Origin of the sequence: Microbacterium excoecariae (assembly GCF_011326725.1) — a bacterium.
Classification (GTDB): Bacteria; Actinomycetota; Actinomycetes; order Actinomycetales; family Microbacteriaceae; genus Microbacterium; species Microbacterium excoecariae.
Genome location: NZ_JAANCO010000001.1, coordinates 1,584,633 through 1,608,525 on the forward strand (window position 1 = coordinate 1,584,633; position 23,893 = coordinate 1,608,525).

A 23,893-nucleotide genomic window follows, 5' to 3' on the forward strand; every position below is an offset into this window, starting at 1 on the left:
CTCGGCCTTCGTCTCCCACCCCCGGCCGTTGGGGGGTGGGGGGCGTCGGGGGGGTATCGTCGACGGGCCGCCCGGTCGGCGGCCCGTCGACGATTCGCGTCGCGGTGAGCGGCGGCGTTATCGCGTCAGCGAGGCCATTCGCAGCTTGAACGAGGCATCGAGCACGACCCCCGAGACGTCGCTGGCGGCGACCGCGACCTGCGCGCCCTGCAGGTAGGGCACGGTCGAGAGGTCCTCGGCGACCCGCTGCTGAATCTCACCGATGAGCGCTTCGCGCTCGGCGGCGTCGGGCGTAGAGGCCTGCTGCAGGATGAGGTCGTTGACCTCGGCGTCCTCGTAGTGGTTCACGAGGAAGTTCTCCGTGAGGAAGAACGGCGTGAGGTAGTTGTCCGCGTCCGAGTAGTCCGGGAACCATCCGAGCTGGTACGCGGGGTACACGTCCGCCACGCGGTCGTCCGAGTACTGTACCCACTCGGTGCCGGCCAGGGTCACGTCGAACAGGCCGTCGGCCTCGAGCTGCTGCTCGATGAGGGCATACTCGTCTGCGGAGTTCGGGCCGTAGTGATCCGGGCTGTACTGCAGCGACAGCTCGACGGGAGTCTCGACGCCCGCTGCGTCGAGCGCCTCCGCGGCGGCCTCGGCCGACGGACCGCCCGCGCCGTCGCCGTACATCTCCTTCAGCGGCTCGGTCGCGCCGGCGAACCCCTCCGGCACGTAGGAGTACAGCGGCGTGTAGGTGCCGTCGTACACCTGCGAGCTCAGCGCCTCGCGGTCGAGAAGCGACGCGACGGCCTGGCGCACGGCGAGGGCCGCGTCGGCGTCCGCCTCGTCTGTCGCCGCGCCGTAGGGCTGGGTATCGAAGTTGAACACGATGTAGCGGATCTCGCCGCCGGGGCCGTCGTGCACCGTGAGGGCGTCGTTCCCCGACAGGTCCTCGACGTCGCTCGGGGACAGGCTGCGGTAGGCGACGTCGACCGTGCCGTCCTCCACCGCGAGCTTGAGGTTCGAGGACTCGGCGTAGTAATTGAGGAGCACGCTGTCGTTGGCGGCCGGCGCGACGAGGCCCGAGTAGTTCTCGTTCGGCACGAGCTCGACGAGCTCGTTGAAGGTGTAGTCGCTGATGGAGTAGGGGCCGCCGAACGCGTTCGCCGCCACGATGTCGTCGTCGCTCGTGACCGCGTCGGCAGAGAACGACTCCTCGTCCACGATCGCGCCGGGGAAGCTCGTGAGCACGAAGGGGAAGGTCTGGTCGTTCTCGCTGATCAGATGGAACACGACCGTCTGCTCGTCGGGCGCCTCGACCGATTCCAGGTTGAACAGGAGCGAGGAGGGGCCGTTCGGGTCCGCGATCGCGAGCTGGCGGTCGAACGTGAACTTCACGTCGCTCGAGGTGAGGTCGTTGCCGTTCGCCCAGGTGAGGCCCTCGGGCAGGGTGACCGTGTACTCGCTCGGTCCCGTGAACTCCGCCGTCTCCGCGAGGTCGGGAACGACGTCGGTGCTGTTGGGAGCGGTGTTGACGAGGTAGGGGAAGACCTGCGTCTGGAGCGTGAGGGATCCGTTGTCGTACGACCCGGCGGGGTCGAGGTGCGTGACGGTGTCGGTCGTGCCGACGATGATGTCGTTTCCGGAACCGGCGGATCCGCCGGGGTCGCCCGCGCAGCTCGCGAGGGTGACGGCGAGCGCCGCGGGAACGGCGACGGCGAGGGCGCGCGTGCGCGCCCGCGAGGGGAGTGTCATGGCGATTCTCATCTCGAAGAAACGTGGTGTGCGACGCGATCGGGCGTCAGGGTTTTCCCGATCTTCACACAGCTTTGTTTCAGGATCGAATCTTTTGCCCGATATCTCGCGAACTTTCTTGAGCAGAATGGTCAGGAAGACCGGGCGAGACGGGCACGATGTCGTTGGGTGTCAGCCAGGCCGCGAGGATCGCGCGCCGCAGGGCGTTTCCGCGCTCGGCGAATGCGCGCTGCCGACGGACGTACTCGGCCTTCCCCTCGGGCGTTTCGATCGCGACGGCGCGCACCCCGAAGCCCGACAGGTCGTACGGCGCCGCCTCCATGTCGAGTTGGCGGATGTCGCGCGCGAGCTCGAACGCGTCGAGGAGGAGGTCTCCCGGGACGAGGGGGCCGAGCTTGACGGCCCACTTGTACACGTCCATGCCGGCGTGCAGGCAGCCCGGCTGCTCGAGGTCGGGCTGCGACTCCCGCGTCGGGGCGTGGCGGTTGCGCGGCACGGCCTCGGGGGTGAAGAACCGGAATGCGTCGATGTGGGTGCAGGCGAGCTCGTGGGTCTCGACCACGCGATCCGTTCCGTCCTGGCCGAGGCGCAGGGGGTGCGGGTGGCGGTGCTCGCCCTCGCGATACACCATCGCCCACTCGTGCAGCCCGAAGCAGGCGAACTGCCCGGGGCGCTCCGCGGTGCGGCGCAGCATGATCTCGACGAGGCGGAGCAGCTGGGGCTTCTCGGCGCGGAAGGCCTCCGCGTCCGCCCACACGGATCCGGTCTCCGGATCCGATCGGTACCACCGCCACGCCGCGCGCGGCTCGCCCGCCGCGCCCGCGAGGGCCACGCCCGCCCCCGGGTGCCAGCGCCGGAGGACGGCCGGCTTATAGCCGTAGTAGGTGAAGAGAAAGTCCGAGACGGGATGCTTCTCGCCGCGCCGGGCGCGGGCGCGGTGGTCGGCCGTCAGGGCGTCGGCGCGCTCCTCGTGGCTCTGCGCCGCCCGGCGCCACGCGGCCTCGGAGAACGTGCGCATCGGCTCAGCGGGCCAGCACGCGCGCCATGGCGCGCGAGAGATACCAGGGGTCGACGACGGCCGTGAGCTCGCGCGCCGAGTGCATCGACAGGATCGGGACGCCCACGTCGACGGTGCGGATCCCCAGGCGCGTCGCGGCGATCGGCCCGATCGTCGAGCCGCACGGGACCCCGTTGTGGGAGACGAACTCCTGGGTCGGGACGCCCGCCTCGCGGCAGGCCGAGGCCCACGCCGCGGCGCCGTGCGCGTCGGTGGCGTAGCGCTGGTTCGCGTTGATCTTGAGGATCGGACCCCCTCCCGCGACGGGGCGGTTCTCGGGGTCGTGGCGGTCGGCGTAGTTCGGGTGGACCGCGTGGCCGACGTCGCTCGAGACGTGCAGCGAGCGCGCGAAGGAGCGGGCGCGATCCTCCGCGCCGCCGCCGAGGCTCGCGAGGATCCGCGTGAGGACGTCCTCGTGGAACGGGCCCGCGGCGCCCGAGCGAGAGGCGGATCCGATCTCCTCGTGGTCGAAGGCCGCGAACATCGCGATGTGGCGGGCGGGGCGCGCGTCGGCGATCGCCTGAAGGCCGGCGTGCGTCGAGAGGAGGTTGTCCAGGCGCCCGCTGGCGAAGAGCGCGTGGTCGGCGCCGAAGGTGCGCGGCGGCTGGGTGTCGGCGGCGACGATGTCGAGGCCGGCGACGTCGGCGGCGGCCACCCCCGCCTCGCGCGCGAGGACGGCGACGATGTCGGCGGCCTCGGCGTCGCCGAGGCCCCACACGGGCGCCGTGTGCCGCTGCTTGTCGAGCGTCAGGCCGTCGTTCGCCTGGCGGTCGAGGTGGATGGCGAGCTGCGGGATCCGCGCGATCGGGCCCGTGCGCACGATGTGCTCGGCGCCGTCGGAGGTGACGAGGCGCCCCGCCAGCTCAAGCTCGCGGTCGAGCCAGGAGTTCAGCAGCGGGCCGCCGTAGACCTCCCATCCGAGCTGCCACCAGCCGCCCGCGCCCGAGGTCGTGGGGCGCGGCTTGAGCTTGAAGCTCGGCGAGTCGGTGTGGGCCCCGATGATGGAGAACGGGGTCGCGGCGTCCGCGCCCTCGGGCACCACGAAGGCGATCACGGATCCGTCGCGCACGACGTACCGGCGGTCGCCGGGGGCGATGCGCCACGCGTCGGCCTCGTCGAGCGCGGCGAATCCCGCGGACTCGAGCCGCCGGGCCGCCTCGCGGGCGGCGTGGTAGGACGAGGGCGAGGCCTGAACGAAGGCGGCGAGGTCGTCGATATGGGCGCGGGCGTCGGCGGGAATCGAGGAGGTCACGCTCCCATTCTCGCGCGCGCGGATGGGAGCGGGGTCTACGCGACCGCGTCGATAAGGTGCGGGCCGTTGTGGCGCACGTTGCCGACCGCGCGACCCACCTCGTGCCAGGCGAAGGACTCCGCGACGCGCTCGGCGTCGTCGATCGCGGCGTCCAGGACGTCGCGCGGCGCGGTCACGGAGGTGTCGAGCCAGGCGTCCGCGTGGTCGGCATCGAGGAAGACCGGCATCCGGTGGTGCACGGATCCGAGACGCCCGGCGCCGGATCGGGTGAGGATCGTGAAGCTCAGGAGCCAGCGCGCGGGGTCGTCGTCCGCGGCCTCCGGGTTCTTCCACCACTCGTAGAGCCCGGCGAACAGGAGTGGCCTGTCGTCGGCCGAGTGGATGAACAGGGGCACCTTCTTGTCGTCCGTGACCTTCCACTCGTAGTAGCCGGTGGCCGGCACCACGGCGCGGCGGCGCGCGAGCGCCGGCGCGAACATGCGCTTCGCCTCGAGCTCCTCCGCCCGGGCGTTGAACGCGCGCTGTCCGATCGAGAGGTCCTTCGCCCATCCCGGCACAAGTCCCCACCGGGCGCTCTCGACGCGGCGCGTGGGCGGATCCGTCTTCGCGGAATCGAGCACGATGGCCGCGCGCGCGGTCGGGGCGATGTTGTAGGACGGCGCGGGGAGATCGTCGGCGATGTGATCGGCGCGCAGCTCGCCCACCAGCTCGTTTCCGACCCGGGCCACGACGAAGCGTCCGCACATGGTTCCGAGCGTAAGGGTTTCTGTCGATCGGCTGAACCCCGTGCGCCGGCGGCCGATGTCGCGTGTAATAGGTAAACGAAAGATGTCGGTTTTGTGTCGAGCGTGTAACGCGCTCGGCGCGGGGAGGAGCGGCAATGGCGCCGACCACCATCGCGACGGCCGTGACGGGCGTCGCGCTCACGACGGGCGCGCTCTCGCGGCGCGCGTGGGTGCGCGTGACGGCGTTCGCCGCCGCGGCCCTCGCGGGTGCCGGGCTCGCGCTGAGCCTCGCGCTCGCCGCCCTGGGGGTCTCTCCGCTCGTGATCATCTCCGGATCCATGGCGCCCGTGTATCCCGTGGGCACCATCGTGTACTCGCAGAACGTGCCGGCGTCGTCCGTCGCGGTCGGCGATGTCGTCACGACCGACCGCTTCAACGGCCCCGGCACCGTGACGCACCGGGTGGTGCGCGTGGAGGCGGCGGGCGATCGCGTCGTCCTCACGCTGAAGGGCGACGCCAACCAGGGGGTCGATCGGGAGCCATACGAGGTGACCGAGGTGGGGATCGTGCGGGCGGCCGTCCCGTTCGCCGGCCTGCCGCAGCTCTGGATCCAGGACCTCCTCGGGATCGACCCGCTGACGGCGTGAGGCGGGCGCGGGGCGCCGGTTCGGTCACTGGAAGTCCCGTGACCGGTGCCCCACGCCGATGCGCAGGTCCTCGAAGCCGTCGGCGACGATGTTCGTCACGCCCTCCGGAGACCTCTCGAGGATGCCGCGCGCGATCAGCGCGGGGCTGTCGCGCACGAGGTGCCGGAAGCGCGTCCACACCCCGACCGAGCAGATGACGTTCACGAGGCCGTGCTCGTCCTCGAGGTTGAGGAACGTGATCCCTGACGCCGTGGCGGGGCGCTGGCGGTGCGTCACGAGGCCCGCGACCTCGACGCGCCGGCCGGGTTCGTGCGTGCGCAGCCCCGCCGAGGTCAGGACGCCGCGCGCGTCGAGCTGGGCGCGGAAATGGGTCATGGGGTGATCGTCCGTCGACAGCCCCGTGGCCCACAGGTCGCCGGCGAGGCGCTCGTAGCTGGTCGGATCCGCGAACAGCGGCGGTTGCACCGCCAGGACCGTTCCCTCGAGATGCTCGGGGCGGTCCTGCGCGGCCGCCCCCGCGAGCCAGAGCGCCTCCCGCGTGCTGTGGCCGAGCGGCGCGAACGCCCCGGCGGTCGCGAGCGCCTCGAGGTGATGCTCCGCCAGGCCGGTGCGGCGGACGAGATCGTGGAGAGAGACGAACGGGCCGCCCCGGTCGCGCTCTTCGACGACGGCGCGGGCGGTGCGCTCGCCGATCCCCGTGACGCCCGCGAGCCCGAGGCGCACCGCAAAGCGCCCGTCGCGGCGGTGCCGGGCGGAGCGGTCGGGGGCGCTCGGATCGAACCCGGGGGGCTCCTCGCCCTCGGGCGGGAAGTGATCCTCCAGGCAGGAGTCCTCTCCCGTCGCCTCCCGGCGCGCGGGGTCGAGCGGCTCGAGCGTCTCGGTGACCCCCGAGCGCAGGATGTCCGGGCGGCGCACCTCGACGCCGTGCCGCCGCGCGTCGGCCGTGAGCGTCGCGGGGGAGTAGAACCCCATCGGCTGTGCGCGCAGCAGGCCCGCGAGAAAGGCCGCCGGGTAGTGCAGCTTGATCCAGGACGAGGCGTACACGAGCAGGCCGAAGGACAGCGAGTGTGACTCGGCGAACCCGAAGTTGGCGAACGCCTGGATCTGGCCGTAGAGGCGGTCGGCCTCCTTGCCGACGATGCCGTTGCGCGCCATGCCCGCGAAGAGCTTCTCGCGGAGCTTCTCGATCCGCTCCTGCCCGCGCTTGGAGCCCATCGCCCGGCGCAGCAGGTCCGCGTCCTCGCCCGTGCAGTCGCCGACTGCCATGGCCATCTGCATGAGCTGCTCCTGAAACACCGGTACGCCCTTCGTGCGCTCGAGGACGGGCTCGAGCTTCGGGTGCGTGTAGGTGACGGGGTCGAGCCCCATCTTGCGGCGGACGAACGGGTGCACGGCCCCGCCCTGGATGGGGCCGGGGCGGATGAGCGCGATCTGCACGACGAGGTCGTAGAACCGCCTCGGCTGGAGGCGCGGCAAGAGGCCCATCTGCGCGCGCGACTCCACCTGGAACACCCCGATCGAGTCGGCCCGGCACAGCATGTCGTAGACGCCCGGCTCCTCGCGGGGGAGGTCGCGCAGGCCGAAGCTCTCGCCCGTCGCGTCGCGGATGAGGTCAAAGCAGTGCTGCAGCGCGGCGAGGATGCCGAGGCCCAGGAGATCGAACTTCACGAGCCCCATCCAGGCGGCGTCGTCCTTATCCCACTGGATGACGGTGCGCCCCGGCATGCGCGCGTGCTCGATCGGCACCACCTCGCCTACGGGCCGGTCGGTGAGCACCATGCCGCCCGAATGGATCCCCAGGTGCCGCGGCGCGGTCATCAGCTCGGAGGCGTAGGCGATCACCTGATCGGGGATGTCGTGCGCGGGGCCCGACTCCAGGCTCGCTCCCCAGCGCTCGACCTGCCGGGACCACGCGTCCTGCTGCCCGGGGGAGTAGCCGAGGGCCCGCGCGACGTCGCGCACGGCGTTCTTCGGCCGGTACTGGATGACGTTGGCCACCTGGGCGGCGCGCTCGCGCCCGTAGCGCTCGTACACCCACTGGATGATCTCCTCGCGCCGGTCGCTGTCGAAGTCGACGTCGATGTCGGGCTCCTCGTCGCGCATGGCGGAGAGGAAGCGCTCGAACGGGAGGCGGTACGCGATCGCGTCGACCGCGGTGATGTCGAGCAAATAGCACACGGCGCTGTTGGCGGCGGATCCGCGGCCCTGGCAGAGGATGCCGCGGCGGCGCGCCTCGCGGACGATGTCGTACACGATGAGGAAATAGCCCGGGAAGTCCTTCTGCTCGATGACGTCGAGCTCGTGCGCGATGCGGCGCCTGTCCTCCTCGCCGAGGCGGGGGTAGCGCCGCGGCACGGCCGCCCAGACGAGCTCGCGGAGGTAGGACATGGGCGTATGGCCCGCCGGGACGTCCTGGCGGGGGAGCGCGGGCCGCGCCTGGCGCAGCGGGAACGCGAGCTCGTCGGCGAGATCCGCGGCGCGCTCGACGGCGCCCGGCCAGCGCGCGAACAGCCGCGCCATCTCGTCCCCCGAGCGCAGATGGGCCGCGGCGTGCGCGGGCATCCAGGCGTCGAGGTCGTCCATGCTGCGCGTCGCCCGAATCGCGGCGACCGCCTGCGCCAGCGGCGCGCGCTCGGGCGCGGCATAGTGCACGTTGCCCGTCGCCACGACGGGCAGTCCCGCGGCGGAGGCCAGGCCCGCGAGCGCGTCGCAGCGCCGGTCGTCCAGGGGGTCGCCCCGGCGGGTGAGCTCCACGAAGACGTTGCCGCGCCCAAAGCGCGCGACGAGCTCCGCGAGGGCCTGCTCCGCCGCGCTCTGCGGTGCGCCCGGGGTCCCGAGGTCGAGGGCCCGCCCGACGGCGCCCTTGCGGCATCCCGTGAGGATCGCCCAGTGCCCCGCCGCCTCCTCGGCGAGCTCGTCGAGGTCGTAGAGCGGCCGCCCCTTCTCGCGCCCCCGGAGCTGCGCGCGTGTGATGGCCCGGGACAGGCGGTGGTACCCCTCCTCGCCGCGCGCGAGCACGAGCAGGTGCTCCCCGACGGGATCCGCGGATCCCTTTTGCGGTGCGGGCAGCCCGAACGAGAGCTCGGCGCCGAAAACCGTGCGCACGGAGGTGTGCTCCGCGGCCTCCGCGAACCGCGCCGCCCCGTAGAAGCCGTCGTGGTCGGTCAGGGCCAGGGCGTCGAGCCCGAGCCGCTCGGCCTCCTCGACGAGCGCCTCGGGCGAGGAGGCCCCGTCGAGGAACGAGAAGGACGAGTGCGCGTGCAGCTCGGCGTACCGCGTCGCGCTCGATCCGCGCGGGACCCCGGGCGGCGCGTAGGCGCCCCGCTTGCGGCTCCACGCGGGGCTGTCCCCGCCGTCGGCGCCGGCGGGGCGCTCCTCGGGGCGACGCCCGCTCAGGGTCCGTTCGAGCTCGCTCCAGGAGATCGGGGGGTTGCGGAAGCCCATCAGTCGTCTCCCCGCTCGCGCCCGCTCACGCGTACCGCCCCTCGAGCCACCACGCACCGTCCTCCAGTACGGCCAGCCATGCGGATCCGTCCTCCAGGGCCAGCTGGAAGCGGTGCGCGCTCCGGGCGCGGGCAGGGTCCCAGGTGCGCTCGACGATGGGCCAGGGGCCGGACCACGAGGAGACCGCGCGGCGATCGAGGGTCGCGGGGTCGGCGGTGACGAAGCCGCGCCCGTCGACGCCGACCGGTTCACCCGAGGCGGCGCACACCTGCGCGGGCCGGGCCTCGCGAAAGACCTCGGTCGGCAGGGGGGCGGGGAGGGAGCCCGGCCACGGCAGGTCGCGGCGGGCGGCCGGCCCCGATCCGTCCCCCCAGGGCACGCGGACCTCGCGCTCGGCGAGGAAGCGCCCGCCGCCGGGGGACGGCGTGAGCACGGCGCGGTGGCCGAGCGCGCTCTGCACACGCGTCATCGCGTGGTGGGCCCGTTCGTCGGGGCCCTGTCCCAGGAGGGCCGGCTGGTGGGCGCCCGCGTCGTCGACCGCCTCCGGTTCGATCCGGACGTGCACGACGCCCCCCGTCAGGGCGGCCACGGCGGGGGAGGGCTGGAGCTGCCAGCGGACCCGGTCGGTCACGCTGGCGGCGTCGAAGCTCGTGGGGTGCTGCCAGACGCGCTCGCTGCGCTCAGCCGCGTCGCTGACGATGAGGATGCGCACCGCGGTGCACACGAGGCCCGCGCCCGCGAGGCCGTCGCAGAACGCGTCCGCGGTCTGGCGGACGGCGAACGCCACCTGCTCCGCGAGCTCCAGGGGGGCGTCGAGATCGAGTTCGCGGGACAGCTCGGGCGGCGGGACCCGCGGGGTCACGGTGCGCGAATCGGACCCCGCGGCGAGCGCGTGCAGGCGCGCCCCGCGGGAACCCAGGCGGTCGTCCACCCGACCCGGCGCGAGGCGCGCGAACTCGCCCAGGGTGCGGATTCCGAGGCGCGCGAGCAGGAGCGCAAGGTCCGGGTCCCCCAGCGCCCCGACCGACAGCGGCGCGAGGAACGAGGCGGCCTCGCCGGGGGCGACGATCCGGATCCGCTCCTCGCCCGCCGCGCGCGCCGCCTGCTCCGCAGTGAACAGCCCATCCGCGACACCCGCCCGGGCATCGGCGAGGCCCGCCTGTGCGAGCGCCGCGAGGAGGGCGTCGGCCGCGGGGCGCTCGCCGCGGTAGAAGCGCGCGGGGCCCCGGGCGCGGAGGGCCGCGACGCCGGGGCGCAGCGGCTCAGCCCCCGGGGCGAGCTCCTCGAGGCGGACGAGGGCGTCGTGGAAGGCGCGGGAATCGCGCGCCTCGTCGGCCGCCGCGAGGCGGAGGCGCGCGCACGCCGCCTGCGCGTCGCGCTTTTTCATCCCGCGCCGGACGCCCTCCGCGCGCGCGGAGGGCGAGCAGGCCACGACCGCGCCGTCGTGCATCACGGCGATCGGATCCTCCGGCGCGATCCGCTCGCTCGTGGCGAGCTCGCGCGCCTGCGTGCGCAGCAGGGCGGTGACCGGCCAGTCGGGAAGCCAGACGACGATGACGCGCTCGGGCGCGGTCACGAGGCCACCGCCCGGAGGTGGCCGCGCGCGGTGGTCGGGGGCGTGAGGCGCTCGACGCCGCCGGTCGGGCCGGGCAGGAGCACGCGGGCGGTGCGGGGGCGGGGCGCGCGCCGCGCGGACGCCGTGAGCGTCACGGCGCGGGACGCGAGGAGCCCGTGACCGCGCTCAAGCCCGCTCCACTCGGGGGCCGACAGGGTGAGGGTGGCGTCGGCGCCGTGCCAGTCGCCGACGACGAGGAGGGCGCTGCCGCGGTCGCGCAGGCGCGCCGCGGCCCGGGCCGTCTCCGCGGGCGTCGCGGCCCGCGGGGCCCGAACGGCGACGAGGGGGAACACCTCGGCGGCGGACGAGACCGCCTGCAGCCAGCGCTCGCCCGGATCCGGGATGAGCGCGAGGCGCGCGGGGACGACGCCGTAGCCCTCGGCGGCCTCCGCCGAGAGGTCGGGCATCCCGATCACGGCGGCCCAGGATCCCTCGCGGGAGGCGGCGCCGAGGAGGGCGAAGACGAGCGCGGCGGAGTCGGGTAGCACGTACGCCGCGCCCGGCCGCAGGCCGCCCTCCGGGAAGAGGGGCGCCAGGGCGTCGGCCACGGGGAGCGCGTCGACCTGGGCCGTGCGCCGCTGCATCTGGCTGATCTGCGTGCGCAGGCGCACAAGATCCGCTGTGTGATCCGCCCGGGCGGCGGTCTCTGCGACGGCCATCTTCACCCCACCATTCTAGAAACTATGTTCGAATGCGACAAGCGCGTATCGAACACTATTTCGAGCCACTGACATTCGTCTGCGTGGCGGGGTGGCCGGAGGTCTCGGCGCCTCCGGGCGGGGTGAAGAGGAGCGCTACGGCAGGAGGCCGACGCGCTCCAGGCGCTTGGCGAGGCCCGCCCCGTCGGGGGAGGAGACCCAGGGGACGCCCGCCGCGGAGTGGTCGTTCACCGACGTGCGTCCGCCCGCCAGGACGGCCTCGGCCGCCGTCAGGCGGCGGATCGCGACGCCGGCCACCGAGGCCGGGTGCTCGGCCGTGAACTGCGTATAGATCTCGTCGTCGTGCTGGCCGTCGTCGCCGATGAGCAGCCACTCGATGGCGGGGAACTCCTCGGCCAGGCGGCGCAGGTTGTCCTCCTTGTGCGCGCGCCCGCTCCGGAACCATCGGTCGTGGGTGGGGCCCCAGTCGGTCAGCAGCATGGATCCCCGGGGAAACAGGTTGCGGTGCAGGAAGCGGTTGAGCGTCGGGGCGACGTTCCATGCCCCCGTCGAGAGGTACACCATGGGCGCGCCCGGGTGCGCGCGCATGAGGCGCTCGAGGAGGACCGCCATGCCCGGCACCGGCTGGCGCGCGTGCTCGTTCAGCACGAACGAGTTCCAGGCCGCGAGCAGGGGGCGCGGGAGCGCCGTGACCATGACCGTGTCGTCGACGTCACAGACGATGCCGAAGCGGACGTCGGGGTCGACGACGAACACGCGGGCGCGCGTGGGCTCGCCGCCCTCGACCGTCATCTCGACCTCCTGCCACCCGGGCGCCAGGTCGGCCGGAAGCACGGTGTCGATGACGCCGCCGCGATCGGCGACGACCTCGTGCATCTGGTCGCCGACGCGCACGGACACGGTCGAATACGCCACGGGGATCCCCACGAAGGCGCGCCACCCGCGCACGCCGTCGTCGCGCTTGCGGGTGAGGGCGGGGAGGATCAGCACGCGCCCGACGACGCGGATCCAGCCGTCGCCGCCGTACCCGGGGAACGGAAGGATCTGGGGGGAGCGCCCGGCGCGGCGCGCCCTGCGCTCGCGCCACGCGTGGAAACGGCGCTCGAAACGGGCGACCCAGTGGATCTTCTCGGGGGCGTCGCCCAGGGGGCGCGCGGCGCGGGAGGTCATCGCGGGTCAGTCTTTCATGTGTCGGTGCTCGAACCAGTGCAGGATCTTCTTGCCCCCGAGGACCGCGACGAGCCCGAGCGCGATGATCCCGAAGAACACGTAGCCCGCCCAGTGCGCGCTGTCCGCGAGGTCGCGATACGTCTCGGCTGCCCCAGCCGCGATCGAGATGTAGATCGTCGTCCACAGCGCGCACGCCGGGAGGGTCCAGGCGATGAAGCGGCGGTACGGGTAGCCGGACATGCCGACGGTCAGGGGAACGAGCGAGTGCATGACCGGGAGAAAGCGGGACAGGAAGATCGCGATCCCGCCGCGGCGGCGCAGGTAGACCTCCGCGCGCACCCAGTTGCGTTCCCCGATCCAGGATCCGAGGCGCGAGGTGCGCACGTGCGGACCCGCCCAGCGCCCGATCGCGTATCCGAGGCTCTCGCCCGCGAGCGCGCCCGCGACGACGACGGATCCGAGGAGCAGGGCCTCGGGCACGGAGGTGACGGCCGTCGCGCTCACGATGACGATCGTGTCGCCCGGGACGATGAGCCCCACGAGCACGCTCGTCTCCAGCATGATCGCGAGCCCCGCGATGAGCATCCGCAGCCAGGGCTCGACGCTCTCGACGAACGCGAGGATCGACGTCAGGACATCGTTGAGCACGGCGCCATCCTATGCGGGCCGGACCCGCGGCTATTCGCCCGCGGCGAGGCGGTAACCTGGAATCTCCCGATTCTTCCGCGTGCGCGAGGTGTGCGCGGCCCCGCAGAACCGATTGGCTCCTCTCGACGTGTCACAGTCCAACGCTCCCGAAGTCACCGCGGCCTCCGACGCCGTGAACGTCCACGCCATCCAGGCCAAGTGGCAGGCGTACTGGGAGAACGACGAGACGTTCCTCGCGGGCGAGGGGGGCGACAACCGCCCCCGCAAGTACGTGCTGCCGATGTTCCCGTACCCGTCGGGCGACCTGCACATGGGTCACGCCGAGAACTACCTCTACAGCGACATCATCGCCCGCTTCTGGCGCCACCGCGGTTACAACGTCCTGCACCCCGTCGGGTGGGACTCGTTCGGCCTGCCCGCGGAGAACGCGGCGATCCAGCGCGGCGCGGATCCGCGGGAGTGGACCTACGACAACATCGCGCAGCAGCGCGCGAGCCTGAAGAAGTACGGCGTCTCGTTCGACTGGTCGCGCGTGCTGCACACGTCGGATCCCGAGTACTACGGCTGGAACCAGTGGCTGTTCCAGCAGCTGCACGACCGCGGGCTGGCGTACCGCAAGGAGAGCCCGGTCAACTGGTGCCCCAACGACCAGACCGTGCTCGCGAACGAGCAGGTCGTCGACGGCGCGTGCGAGCGCTGCGGCGCCGAGGTCGTCAAGAAGAAGCTGACGCAGTGGTATTTCAAGATCACCGACTACGCGGACCGCCTGCTCGACGACCTCAACCAGCTCGAGGGCGCGTGGCCGAGCAAGGTGCTGCAGATGCAGCGCAACTGGATCGGCCGCTCGGTGGGCGCCGACATCGACTTCGAGATCGACGGCCGCGCCGAGAAGGTCACGGTCTTCTCGACCCGACCCGACACGCTCTACGGCGCCACCTTCATGGTCGTCGCGCCCGACAGCGACCTCGCCGCGGAGCTCGCGAGCGGATCCTCGCCCGAGGTGCGCATGGCCTACCAGGCCTACCGCGACGAGGTGGCGAAGCAGACCGACATCGAGCGGCAGTCCACGGATCGCCCGAAGACGGGCGTGTTCCTCGACCGGTACGCGCTCAACCCCGTCAACGGGGAGCGCCTGCCGATCTGGGCCGCCGACTACGTCCTGGCTGACTACGGCCACGGCGCCGTCATGGCCGTCCCCGCGCACGACCAGCGCGACCTCGACTTCGCGCGCACCTTCGACCTGCCGGTGCGCGTCGTCGTCGACACGAGCGCCCCGATCACGGGTGCGATCCCCGTGATCGAGCAGGACGAGAACGGTAACCTCGTCGACCCGGATCCGCTGCCGAGCCCCGTCGAGACGGGCGAGGCGCTCGTCGGCGAGGGCCGCCTGATGAACTCGGGCGAGCTGAACGGGCTGTCGAAGCGCAACGCGATCGCGCGCGTCATCGAGATCCTCGAGAAGCGGGGCACGGGCCGCGCGGCGAAGCAGTTCCGCCTGCGCGACTGGCTCATCTCCCGCCAGCGCTTCTGGGGCACGCCGATTCCCATGGTGCACACCGAGGACGGGCGCATCGAGAAGGTGCCCGCCGACCAGCTGCCGGTGCGCCTGCCCGAGGCGAAGGATCTCGACCTCAAGCCCAAGGGGTCCTCCCCGCTCGGCGCCGCCACCGACTGGGTGACGACGACGGATCCCGTCACGGGCGAGCCCGCGCGGCGCGACCCCGACACGATGGACACGTTCGTCGACAGCTCCTGGTACTTCCTGCGTTTCCTGTCGCCGGGCGATGCGTCGCAGGCGTTCGACCCGAAGGCGGCGCTGCGCTGGGCGCCCGTCGACACGTACGTCGGCGGCGTGGAGCACGCGATCCTGCACCTGCTCTACGCGCGCTTCATCACCAAGGTCCTCTTCGACCTCGGGCACGTCGACTTCACGGAGCCGTTCTCGAGCCTGATCAACCAGGGCATGGTGATCCTCGACGGCTCGAAGATGTCGAAGTCCAAGGGCAACCTCGTTCTCTTCAGCGACGAGCTGAACGCCCACGGCGCCGACGCCTTGCGCGTCGCCCTCGCCTTCGCGGGGCCCGTGGAGGACGACAAGGACTGGAAGGACGTCCAGACCGCGGGCGCGACGAAGTTCCTCGCCCGCGCCCTGCGCGCGGCTGACGACGTCGACAGCGAGACCGGCGTGAAGTGGGCCGACGGCGACGCGGCCCTGCGCCGCGTCACCCACCGGCTGCTCGCGGACGCGCCGGGCCTCGTCGAGCAGACGAAGTTCAACGTCGTCGTCGCGCGCCTCATGGAGCTCGTGAACGCCGTGCGCAAGACGATTGATGCGGGCGCCGGATCCGCGGATCCCGCCGTCCGCGAGGCCGTCGAGGTGACCGCCATGGTGCTCGACCTGTTCGCGCCGCACACGGCGGAGGAGATGTGGGAGCGCCTCGGCTACGCGCCGTCCGTCAGCCAGGTGGCGTGGCGCGAGGCCGACCCGACGCTGCTGGTCGAGGACGACGTCACGGCGGTCGTGCAGGTCAACGGCAAGGTGCGCGCGCAGCTGCAGGTGCCGGCGAAGATCGACCCGGCCGCGCTTGAGCGGCTCGCCCGCGAGGACGAGCGCGTCGTGCGCGCCGTCGGCGACAAGCAGATCGTGAAGGCGATCGTGCGCGCGCCGAAGATCGTCAGCCTCGTCGTGAAGTAGGTCGACGGCCGGGGCGCCACCGCGTCCCCAGGGCCGATTTCGCCGCACCTGTTCGCCGGCGGCGGGAGGGGAATCCCTCCCGCCGCTGGCGCCGTCTAGCCTCGTCCGCATGGCGGAACTCGAGGGCTTCGAGCGGGCGCGCCCGCGCGCCCGCCTGGGCGTGGGCGCGGCGATCATCGTCGCGCTCGGCGCGCTGGCCGTCACCGTGGGCGTCGGCGTCTGGCGCGGCCTGGGGGATCCGGCCCCCGTATCGACCGAGGCGACCGTCGCGATCTCGACGCCGCCGGCCCCGACCCCGGCCGAGATCTACGTGCACGTGTCGGGCGCGGTGCGCGAGCCCGGCCTGTATCTCCTCTCCGAGGGCGCGCGCGTCGTCGACGCGGTGGGCGCGGCGGGCGGCTTCGCGAAGGACGCCGAGCCCGGGGCCATCAACCTCGCCCGCGGCGTCGCCGACGGCGAGCAGCTCGTCGTGCCGGTCGAGGGGGAGGCGCCGCCCGCGGCCGCCGCGCCCGACGGCCCGGCGGGCGGCCTCGTCGACCTCAACACGGCAGACGCCGCGGCGCTCGAGGAGCTGCCCGGCATCGGGCCCGCGCTCGCGGCCCGGATCCTCGCATGGCGCGAGGAGAACGGATCCTTCGCCGCGGTCGACGACCTCATGGCCGTCTCCGGAATCGGGCCGGCTGTGCTGGAGGGGATCCGCGACCTCGCGACGGTGTGACGCGCGGCCGCGTCGCGCGCCCGCCCAGGCGGGTGCGGCAGGATGGGAGGTCTGCCCCGCCGACCGAGGAGAGGACCCACATGACGGAGTACATCGTCGCGACCGACGGCGCGTGCAAGGGAAACCCCGGGCCGTGCGGCTGGGCGTGGGTCGGCGAGGACGGCCGGTGGGCCGCCGGCGCGATCCCGCAGGGCACGAACAACATCGGCGAGCTGACGGCCGTGCTGCGCGCCGTGACGGACCACGCCGACGTGGCGCACCTGCGGATCCAGGCCGACAGCACCTATGCGATCGACACGTACACGAAGTGGATGGACGGCCACAAGCGCCGCGGCTGGAAGACCTCGGCGAAGAAGCCCGTCAAGAACCAGGACATCCTGGAGGCGATGATCGAGGCGCGTGACGCGCGCCGCGCCGCGGGGCTGCCCGACGTCGTGTTCGAGCACGTGCGGGGGCACGCGGGGCACCGCCTGAACGGGTGGGCGGACGAGCGCGCCGTGCGCGCGTCGCGGCACGCGGCGCAGGGCCTCGCGCGGGACTGGACGACGGACGCGGGCCAGGAGCGCCTCGACGTGTCGGCCGACGCGCCCGCCTCGGGCGAGGACAAGCCGGCGCGCGGGCGCCGCTGACGCGGCAGGGCGCACGCCGGGTGCTGGCGCGCCGCGAGGTTTAGTCCACGAGCCCGCGGCCACCGAGGAGGCGGGTCGGCTCGATCCGGATCACGACCCGGGTCGGGTTCTCCCGCGGCGTGCGGTAGCGCTCGGCGTAGAGCGCGACCGCGCGGGTGACCTCGTCTGGGTCGACGGAGACGCTGGCGCGCCCCGGGAACGTGAGCCAGCGGGCGCCGTCCACCTGGCTCACGGTCGCCGTGCCGTCGCGGAGGACGTTCTTCACCTTCTGGGATCCGCCGGAGGTGATGATCCGCACGATCCCGTCGTGGAACGTGAACCCCACGGGCACGACGTGGATACCGCCCCACGGTGCGAGGGTCGACAGCGTGGCGAGGTGACGCTCGCGGACGAACGAGACGCCGGCGTCGGTGAGGGTGCGCATCCCGCACACGATACCGGCGGGCGTCCGGGAACCCCGTCCACAGGGCGCGGAACGCGCGGGTTGTGCGAGGTGGGCGGCCCCTACGCCGCGGGCCGGGCGGGCGCGTCCCTACCGTGGCGCGTATGACGACCGATCCGCCCGGCGCCGAGCGACCTCGGCGCGACCTGCGGATGCTGGCCGTGGCCGGGGTCGCGTGGGCGGCGGCGCTCGTGTGCGTGGTCGCGCCGGGCGGCGCGGCGTGGATCGCCGGGGCGTGTGCGGTCGCCGCGGTAGGGGCGGTCGTCATCGCCCGCGCGCGGTCGTCGCCGGTCTGGGCGGTCGCGGTGGTCGCGTGCGCGGTGGGGGCGTGCGTCGCGGGGCACGTCGCGGTGGCCGAGCCGGGGCGTCGCGCGCAGGCCGCGGATCTCGAGGGCAGCGTGAACGGCCTCGTCGTGACGGTGACGAGCAAGGTAGAGCCCTCCGCGGGCGGCGTGCGCTTCACGGCGGACGGCCCCGCGCCGGTGTCCGTGATGTGGCCGGGCGGCGCGGCGCAGGGCGGCCTCGACCTGGGCGCGCGCGTCGCGCTCACGGGCGAGGCGTGGCGGGCGGATCCGGGCGAGGCGGCCGTCGCGGTCGTGCGCGCCAGCGCGGTCGAGGTGCGGGCGCCACCCGGCGGGATCCTCGCCGCCGCGAGCGCGCTGCGCCACGGGTTTGTCGCGGACGTCGTGCGCGGCCTGCCCGAGCCCGGGGCCGGGCTCTTGCCCGGGCTGTCCGTGGGCGACACCAGCGGCGTGAGCGCCGAGCTCGACGCCGACATGATCGCCTCGTCGCTCAGCCACCTCACGGCCGTCTCGGGGGCCAACTGCGCCCTCGTCGTGGGCATCGCGTACGCGGCGTGCGCGCTGTGCGGGGCGCGCCGCGGCGTCCGGGTCGCGGCCGGCGCCGTCGCTCTCGCGGGCTTTGTCGTGCTGGTGACACCCGAGGCCAGCGTGATCCGCGCGGCCGCGATGGCCGGGGTCGCGATGATCGCGCTCCTGACGGGGCGTCAGGGTGCCGGGGTCGCCGTCCTCGGCGTCGCGGTGACGATCCTGCTGTTGTCGGATCCCTGGCTCGCCGCGAGCTTCGGGTTCGCGCTCTCGGCGGCGGCGACGGCCGCGCTCCTCCTGCTGGCCGGGCCCCTGGCCGACGGCCTCGCGCGCGTCATGCCGCGCCCGCTCGCGCTCGCGATCGCCGTGCCCCTGGCCGCCCAGCTCGCGTGCGGCCCCATCATCGTCCTGTTCGCGCCCGAGGTCGCGCTGTACGGCGTCGTGGCGAACATGATCGCCGGGCCCGCCGCGCCCGCCGCGACCGTACTCGGCCTGGCGGCGTGCCTCGCGCAGCCGATCCCGGTCCTCGCAGACGGGCTCGCCGCCCTCGCCTGGATCCCGTCGGCCTGGGTCGCGCAGACCGCGCACACCTTCGCGGCGCTCCCGGCCGCGCGCCTGACGTGGCAGGCCGGGTTCTGGGGCGCCCTCGCCCTGGCGGTCCTCGGCGCGGCCGCCGCGGCCGCGCTCGTCCGCACCGGGCGCACGCGGTGGGCGCGCGCGTCCCGCGGGGCGGGCCGGCTGCTGCTCGTCGCGATCCTCGGCACCGGCGCGGGCGCGATCGCGGTGCAGACGGTCGTCGAACCCCTGACGACCCCGCGCGACTGGTCGATCGCACTGTGCGACGTGGGCCAGGGCGACGCGATCCTCCTCCGCGACGCGGGCGCCGTCGCGCTCGTGGACACGGGGCCGGATCCGCGCGCCCTCTCCGCGTGCCTCGACCGCCTCGGCGTCGACCGGGTGGACATCGCCTTCATCACGCACTTCGACTCAGATCACGTGGGCGGGGCCGTGGCGCTCGCGGGGCGCGTCGACCGGATCTTGCACGGCCCGGCCGAGTCGCCGGCCGAGGCCGCGCGCCTGTCCGGCCTCGGCGCCCGGAGCGTGGGGGAGGGATCCGCCGGGCTCGCGGGCCGCATCGGCGGCGCCGAGTGGCGGATCCTCTGGCCGCGCGACGGCACGCGGGCCTTCGCGCCGGGTAACGACACGAGCCTCGTGCTCGACATCGGCGGCGGATCCGTGCCGCGCACCCTGCTGCTCGGGGACCTGTCCGAACAGGCACAGCGCCTCCTCGCCGCCGCCGGAGAGGGCGGCGACGTGGAGGTCGTGAAGGTCTCCCACCACGGCAGCCGGGACCAGCTGCCCGCGCTCTACGCCGCCGCGCGCGCCGAGCTCGCGCTCGTGGGCGTTGGCGAGAACGACTATGGGCACCCGCACCCCGACACGCTCGCGCTCCTGCGCGCCTCCGGGGCGGCCATCGCCCGCACCGACACGGACGGCCTCGTGCTCGCGGGCGGACCGGGCGCGCTGTGGGTGTGGCGCGACGGGCGCTGACCGCGCGGTGTCACCGGCCCCGGCTACCCTGGGAGCATGGCAGCAGCGCGTCGCGGGTCCGGTTCGGCGACCAAGAAGACGGCGATCCCGCAGCTCTCGTGGCGCCAGCCGCAACCGGCGCCCGTCGTGCTCGTCTCGGGGCCCGAAGAGGTCTGCGCCGAGCGCGCGACCGCGTCGATCCGCGCCCAGTTGAAAGAGGCCGACCCGTCGCTCGAGGTCACCGACATCCGCGCCGATGACTACGCCGCGGGCACGCTGCTCGCGGTCACCTCGCCGTCGCTGTTCGGCGAGCCGCGGCTCGTGCGCGTGACCGGGGTCGAGAAGTGCTCGGACGCCTTTCTCGCGGAGGCGCTCGCGTACGTCGCATCTCCCCAGGACGGCGCGACCCTCGTGCTCCGGCACACGGGGTCGAGCGTGCGCGGCAAGAAGCTGCTCGACGCGATCCGGCAGGGCCAGGGCGACGGAGCGGAGATCGCCTGCCCCGCGATCAAGTACGACCGCGACCGCGAGGCGTTCGCGGCGGGCGAGTTCCAGCACGCGGGGCGTCGTATCGCCCCGCGCGCGCTCCACGCGCTGACGCAGGCGTTCTCAGGAGACCTCACCGAGCTCGCGGCCGCGTGCCAGCAGCTCATCCAGGACGTCGCGGGCGACATCACCGAGCAGGTCGTGGACCGCTACTACGGCGGCCGCGTTGAGTCGAGCGCGTTCGAGGTCGCCGATGCCGCGATCGCGGGCCACCACGGCGAGGCGCTCATCACGCTGCGGCACGCCCTCGACGCGGGCGCCGACCCCGTGCCGCTCGTGGCGGCCTTCGCGATGAAGCTGCGCACGATGGCGCGGGTGGCGGGTCAGCGCGGTTCGTCTCGGCAGATCGCACAGGAGCTGAAGATGACCGACTGGCAGGTCGATCGCGCGCGCCGCGACCTGCAGTCCGGCTGGAGCGAGCGCTCGCTCGGCCTCGCGATCCAGGCCGTCGCGCGCGCGGACGGCGAGGTCAAGGGCGCGTCGCGGGACCCGGTCTTCGCGCTCGAGCGCATGCTCACGGTCGTCGCGACCCGGGCCCCCTTCGGCGTCCGCTAGGACCCCCGCCGTACGCGACAGCGGCCCACCCCCGCGAGGGGATGGGCCGCTGTCGTGCGCGGAACGTCGCTCAGAGAGCGGCGATCTTGCTGGCGAGACCCGACTTGCGGTTCGCCGCCTGGTTCTTGTGGATGACGCCCTTGCTGACGGCCTTGTCGAGCTTCTTGGCCGCCTTCGCGTAGGCCGTCTCGGCGGCCGACTTGTCGCCGCCCGCGATTGCCTTGCGCGTCGCGCGGACGAGCGTCTTCAGCTCGCTCTTGACGATGCGGTTGCGCTCGCGCGCCTTCTCGTTGGTCTTGTTGCGCTTGATCTGCGACTTGATGTTTGCCACGTGGAGTGAAGCTTTCGTTCAGGTGTGCGTTGGATGTCGCCGCAGAACAGTAGAGGGGCTGTCTCGCGGCAGGTGTGTGGGTGTGGGTCCCACACGCAAGCCAAGGGCCAAGTCTAGCAGGTGCGTCCTCGATCGCCGCGCGCCGCGACCGTCGCGAGCGCCAGGTCGACGAGCGCGTTGGTGACGGCGGGGCGCATCGCTGTGACGAGGTGGGTCGAGCGCGGCACGACGACGAGCTCGGCGCGCGGGACGAGGCGCGTGAACGTGCGCTCGTTCAGCCGCAGCTGGTCCCACTCGCCCGTGAAGAACCAGACGGGGAAGTCGCGCCGCTCGATGCGTACGAGCGCCCGTGCCAGGTCGAGCGACTGAAGGCTCTCGAGCGCCTCGTCCTCCGCCTGGAGCGCGTAGCCGCCGGCCCCAAAATCTCCCCTTGTGCCCGGGGGCAGCTGCGCCGCCAGCGCGCGGTCGATGACCCACCGCCCCTGGTGCGGGAGCCCGCGCATCCCGCGGAGCACGAGCCGGTACGCCGCGAGCCCCGCGCCGCGCGGGAAGGCCGTGCAGGAGGCCGCGACGAACGCCGCGACAGGGGGAGCCGCGCCCGCGCGCCCGACGTAGGCGGTCGACAGCAGCCCGCCCATGGAGTGCCCGACGAGCAGGACGGGCCCGCGCTCGGCGGCGGCGCGCACCGCGCGATCGATCGACGCGATGGCCTCCTCGAGCGACCAGGGCTCCGCCATGCGGGAGCCGTGCCCGGGCAGGTCGATCGCGCAGGCCGCGACGCCGCGGGCCTGCAGGTGCGCGACCTGCGCGCGCCACATCGTTGCCGACGTGCGGATCCCGTGCACGAAGACGACCTGCGGATCCATGCCCCCAGCATACGAAGGCGGGCCGGCCCCCGAAGGAACCGGCCCGCCGTGCGTCTCGAAACGCGCGAGAGTTACTCGGCCATCCAGCCGACGTTCTCGACCGGGGTGAGGCCGAAGAGGTCGAGGCCCGTGTAGGTCTCGGGCGTGAGGTTCGCCAGGCCCTCGGTCACGGTCCAGATCTCCGGGCCCGAGTACAGGGGCAAAATGCCCCACGTCTCGGCCATGATCTCGGCCTCGAGGGCCAGGCCCGCCTCGGTCTGCTCCTCCTGCGTGGGCAGCGACTGCACCTCGTTCTCGATGCGCTCATCGATCTCGGCCGTGCCGGTCGCCGACAGGTTCAGGCCCGAGTCCGAGCAGTACAGCTGGCACATGTACGCCACGCCGTACGGGTCGCTCGACGAGAATCCGAGCATCACGAGGTCCCAGTCCTTCTCGCTGAGCACCGTCGAGAAGTCCGACGCGGGGCGCGCGTCGATCTCCATGTTGAAGCCGATCGCGGCGAGCTGCTGCTGCACGACGCGCGCGCGGGCCTCGGTGATCGGGTCGTCGCCGAACGTCGGCAGGCGGCCGCCGAGCTCGACGCCGTCCTTCGAGCGGAAGCCGTCCTCGCCCATCTCCCAGCCGGCCTCGTCGAGGATGGCGTTGGCCTCCTCGACGTTAAACTCCCAGCCCGCGTTCGACAGCGCGTCCTCGTAGCCCTCCTGGAAGGTGTAGAGGTTGAGCGAGCCGACGGGCTCCTCCGTGTACCCGAGGCCGTCCCACATGACCTCGGTGATCTGCTCGCGGTCGATCGCCATGAAGATCGCCTGGCGGACCTCGAGGTCCGCCAGCTCCTCGCGCTCCGAGTTGAGCTCGAGGAGGTTCGTGGCGGCGCGGCCCGCGCGGTAGGTGACGACGCCGTCCATGTCGGCGACCTGCTCCAGGCGGTCGGCCGTCGAGGTGCGCGCGGCGTCGATCTCGCCATTGCGGAAGGCGTTGATCTCGGCCGTGTCGTCGAGCTGGCGGAAGGTGAACTCGTCGAGCATCGGCTCGTCGCCCCACCAGTTGTCGTTCGGGACGAACGTGACGGTGCCGCCGTTCAGGTCGAAGTCGCCGATCGTGTAGGGGCCCGCGCCCCAGTCCGGGTTCGGCTCCTCGAGGTAGCCCTCGTTGAACTCCTCGGCCGTGTCGACGTCGGGGTGCATGATCTGCCAGAAGAGGCCGTCGACCCAGGGGTACTCGTCCTCGAAGGTGACGATCGCGGTCTTCTCCGTGTCGCCCATCTCGACGGACTCGATCTTCGCGTAGCCGTCGGTCGAGTTCGGCTGGTACGCCTCGTCCTGACCGGAGGAGGCCATCCACAGGTTGCGGATCGACTCCCAGCCCATCGGCGTGCCGTCGTTCCAGACGGCGTCCTCGGTGAACGTGAAGGTCACGACGCGCTTGCCATCGACGACCTCGTTGTCCCACACGTCGAGGTAGGCGTCGTTCTTGTACGCCTCGCCCTCGGGCGTCATGAGGATGATCTGCGGGTTGTACCAGGCCCAGAGCGTCGCCGTGTCGACGGATCCGTCGGACTGGTTCGGGTTCATCTGCGGCGTGATCTCGGTGATCGGCCACACGACCGACCCGCCCTGCTGCAGGGCGTCGCGGTCCTGCGGGTTGTAGTCCGCGCCCGAGATGTTCTCCGCGGGAGCGTCCGACGTGTCGTCGGAGGCGTCGCCGCCCGCGCAGCTGGTGAGGACGAGCGAGAAGCCGGCCGCGACCGCGGCGACCCCCAGCCACTTCTTCGTGTTCTTCATGGTGCTCCTTTCGCGCATG

General features: G+C 73.1%; 19 protein-coding genes. 6 read left to right on the forward strand and 13 right to left on the reverse strand.

The window, feature by feature from the left end; translation table 11 throughout:
* Positions 1-117: 117 nt before the first annotated feature.
* The 4 genes from G8E01_RS07395 to G8E01_RS07410 all read right to left on the reverse strand — a co-directional run bounded on the left by G8E01_RS07395 (position 118) and on the right by G8E01_RS07410 (position 4,792).
* Positions 118-1,737: an ABC transporter substrate-binding protein gene (locus G8E01_RS07395; protein WP_166317932.1), complete on the reverse strand. Its 1,620-nt coding sequence runs from the start codon at positions 1,735-1,737 to the stop codon at positions 118-120.
* Between the two features lie 79 nt (positions 1,738-1,816).
* Positions 1,817-2,755 (reverse strand): 3-methyladenine DNA glycosylase, encoded by a 939-nt coding sequence (locus G8E01_RS07400; RefSeq protein WP_166317935.1) that lies wholly within the window; start codon positions 2,753-2,755, stop codon positions 1,817-1,819.
* Between the two features lie 4 nt (positions 2,756-2,759).
* Positions 2,760-4,046 carry a M18 family aminopeptidase gene (locus tag G8E01_RS07405; RefSeq protein ID WP_166317938.1) on the reverse strand — a complete coding sequence of 429 codons (1,287 nt, stop codon included), beginning with the start codon at positions 4,044-4,046 and terminating at the stop codon, positions 2,760-2,762.
* A 35-nt stretch (positions 4,047-4,081) separates the two neighbouring features.
* On the reverse strand, positions 4,082-4,792 hold the full coding sequence (locus G8E01_RS07410) for an SOS response-associated peptidase (RefSeq protein ID WP_166317941.1): 711 nt from the start codon (positions 4,790-4,792) through the stop codon (positions 4,082-4,084).
* A 134-nt stretch (positions 4,793-4,926) separates the two neighbouring features.
* On the opposite strand from G8E01_RS07410, the gene G8E01_RS07415 reads away from it, so the two are divergent.
* Entirely contained in the window at positions 4,927-5,418 is a 492-nt protein-coding gene (locus G8E01_RS07415; RefSeq protein ID WP_166317944.1) for a signal peptidase I, read from the forward strand.
* Positions 5,419-5,442: 24 nt separating this feature from the next.
* Here G8E01_RS07415 and G8E01_RS07420 read toward each other — a convergent pair whose 3' ends face one another.
* From G8E01_RS07420 to G8E01_RS07440, 5 genes are all read right to left on the reverse strand, one after another.
* Positions 5,443-8,862, reverse strand: coding sequence for an error-prone DNA polymerase (locus G8E01_RS07420; protein WP_166317947.1), 3,420 nt, complete (start codon positions 8,860-8,862; stop codon positions 5,443-5,445).
* A 25-nt stretch (positions 8,863-8,887) separates the two neighbouring features.
* Entirely contained in the window at positions 8,888-10,438 is a 1,551-nt protein-coding gene (locus tag G8E01_RS07425; protein WP_166317950.1) for a Y-family DNA polymerase, read from the reverse strand.
* Positions 10,435-11,142: a hypothetical protein gene (locus G8E01_RS07430; protein ID WP_166317953.1), complete on the reverse strand. Its 708-nt coding sequence runs from the start codon at positions 11,140-11,142 to the stop codon at positions 10,435-10,437. Before G8E01_RS07430 ends, G8E01_RS07425 begins: the two co-directional genes overlap by 4 nt.
* Positions 11,143-11,271: 129 nt before the next feature.
* Positions 11,272-12,306, reverse strand: coding sequence for an App1 family protein (locus G8E01_RS07435; RefSeq protein ID WP_166317956.1), 1,035 nt, complete (start codon positions 12,304-12,306; stop codon positions 11,272-11,274).
* A 6-nt stretch (positions 12,307-12,312) separates the two neighbouring features.
* A complete protein-coding gene (locus G8E01_RS07440; RefSeq protein WP_166319788.1) occupies positions 12,313-12,891 on the reverse strand; it encodes a DedA family protein in 579 nt (192 codons plus the stop codon).
* A gap of 190 nt (positions 12,892-13,081) precedes the next feature.
* On the opposite strand from G8E01_RS07440, the gene leuS reads away from it, so the two are divergent.
* From leuS to G8E01_RS07455, 3 genes are all read left to right on the forward strand, one after another.
* Positions 13,082-15,649, forward strand: coding sequence for a leucine--tRNA ligase (leuS, locus tag G8E01_RS07445; protein WP_166317959.1), 2,568 nt, complete (start codon positions 13,082-13,084; stop codon positions 15,647-15,649).
* A 109-nt stretch (positions 15,650-15,758) separates the two neighbouring features.
* Positions 15,759-16,367 carry a ComEA family DNA-binding protein gene (locus G8E01_RS07450; protein WP_166317962.1) on the forward strand — a complete coding sequence of 203 codons (609 nt, stop codon included), beginning with the start codon at positions 15,759-15,761 and terminating at the stop codon, positions 16,365-16,367.
* Positions 16,368-16,447: 80 nt separating this feature from the next.
* Positions 16,448-16,996 (forward strand): ribonuclease H family protein, encoded by a 549-nt coding sequence (locus G8E01_RS07455; protein WP_166317965.1) that lies wholly within the window; start codon positions 16,448-16,450, stop codon positions 16,994-16,996.
* 40 nt (positions 16,997-17,036) lie between these two features.
* On the opposite strand, the gene G8E01_RS07460 is transcribed toward G8E01_RS07455, so the two are convergent.
* Positions 17,037-17,420 (reverse strand): PPOX class F420-dependent oxidoreductase, encoded by a 384-nt coding sequence (locus G8E01_RS07460; RefSeq protein WP_166317968.1) that lies wholly within the window; start codon positions 17,418-17,420, stop codon positions 17,037-17,039.
* A gap of 122 nt (positions 17,421-17,542) precedes the next feature.
* On the opposite strand from G8E01_RS07460, the gene G8E01_RS07465 reads away from it, so the two are divergent.
* A complete protein-coding gene (locus tag G8E01_RS07465) occupies positions 17,543-19,816 on the forward strand; it encodes a ComEC/Rec2 family competence protein (RefSeq protein ID WP_166317971.1) in 2,274 nt (757 codons plus the stop codon).
* A 36-nt stretch (positions 19,817-19,852) separates the two neighbouring features.
* Complete coding sequence (gene holA, locus G8E01_RS07470) at positions 19,853-20,896, forward strand: DNA polymerase III subunit delta (RefSeq protein ID WP_166317974.1); 1,044 nt, start codon at positions 19,853-19,855, stop codon at positions 20,894-20,896.
* 70 nt (positions 20,897-20,966) lie between these two features.
* Here holA and rpsT read toward each other — a convergent pair whose 3' ends face one another.
* The 3 genes from rpsT to G8E01_RS07485 form a co-directional block, all read right to left on the reverse strand.
* The gene (rpsT, locus tag G8E01_RS07475) at positions 20,967-21,227 is read right to left on the reverse strand and encodes a 30S ribosomal protein S20 (protein ID WP_166317977.1); all 261 of its coding nucleotides are present in this window, start codon (positions 21,225-21,227) and stop codon (positions 20,967-20,969) included.
* 113 nt (positions 21,228-21,340) lie between these two features.
* Entirely contained in the window at positions 21,341-22,093 is a 753-nt protein-coding gene (locus G8E01_RS07480) for an alpha/beta fold hydrolase (protein WP_166317980.1), read from the reverse strand.
* 71 nt (positions 22,094-22,164) lie between these two features.
* On the reverse strand, positions 22,165-23,874 hold the full coding sequence (locus G8E01_RS07485; RefSeq protein WP_166317983.1) for an ABC transporter family substrate-binding protein: 1,710 nt from the start codon (positions 23,872-23,874) through the stop codon (positions 22,165-22,167).
* Positions 23,875-23,893 lie beyond the last annotated feature (19 nt).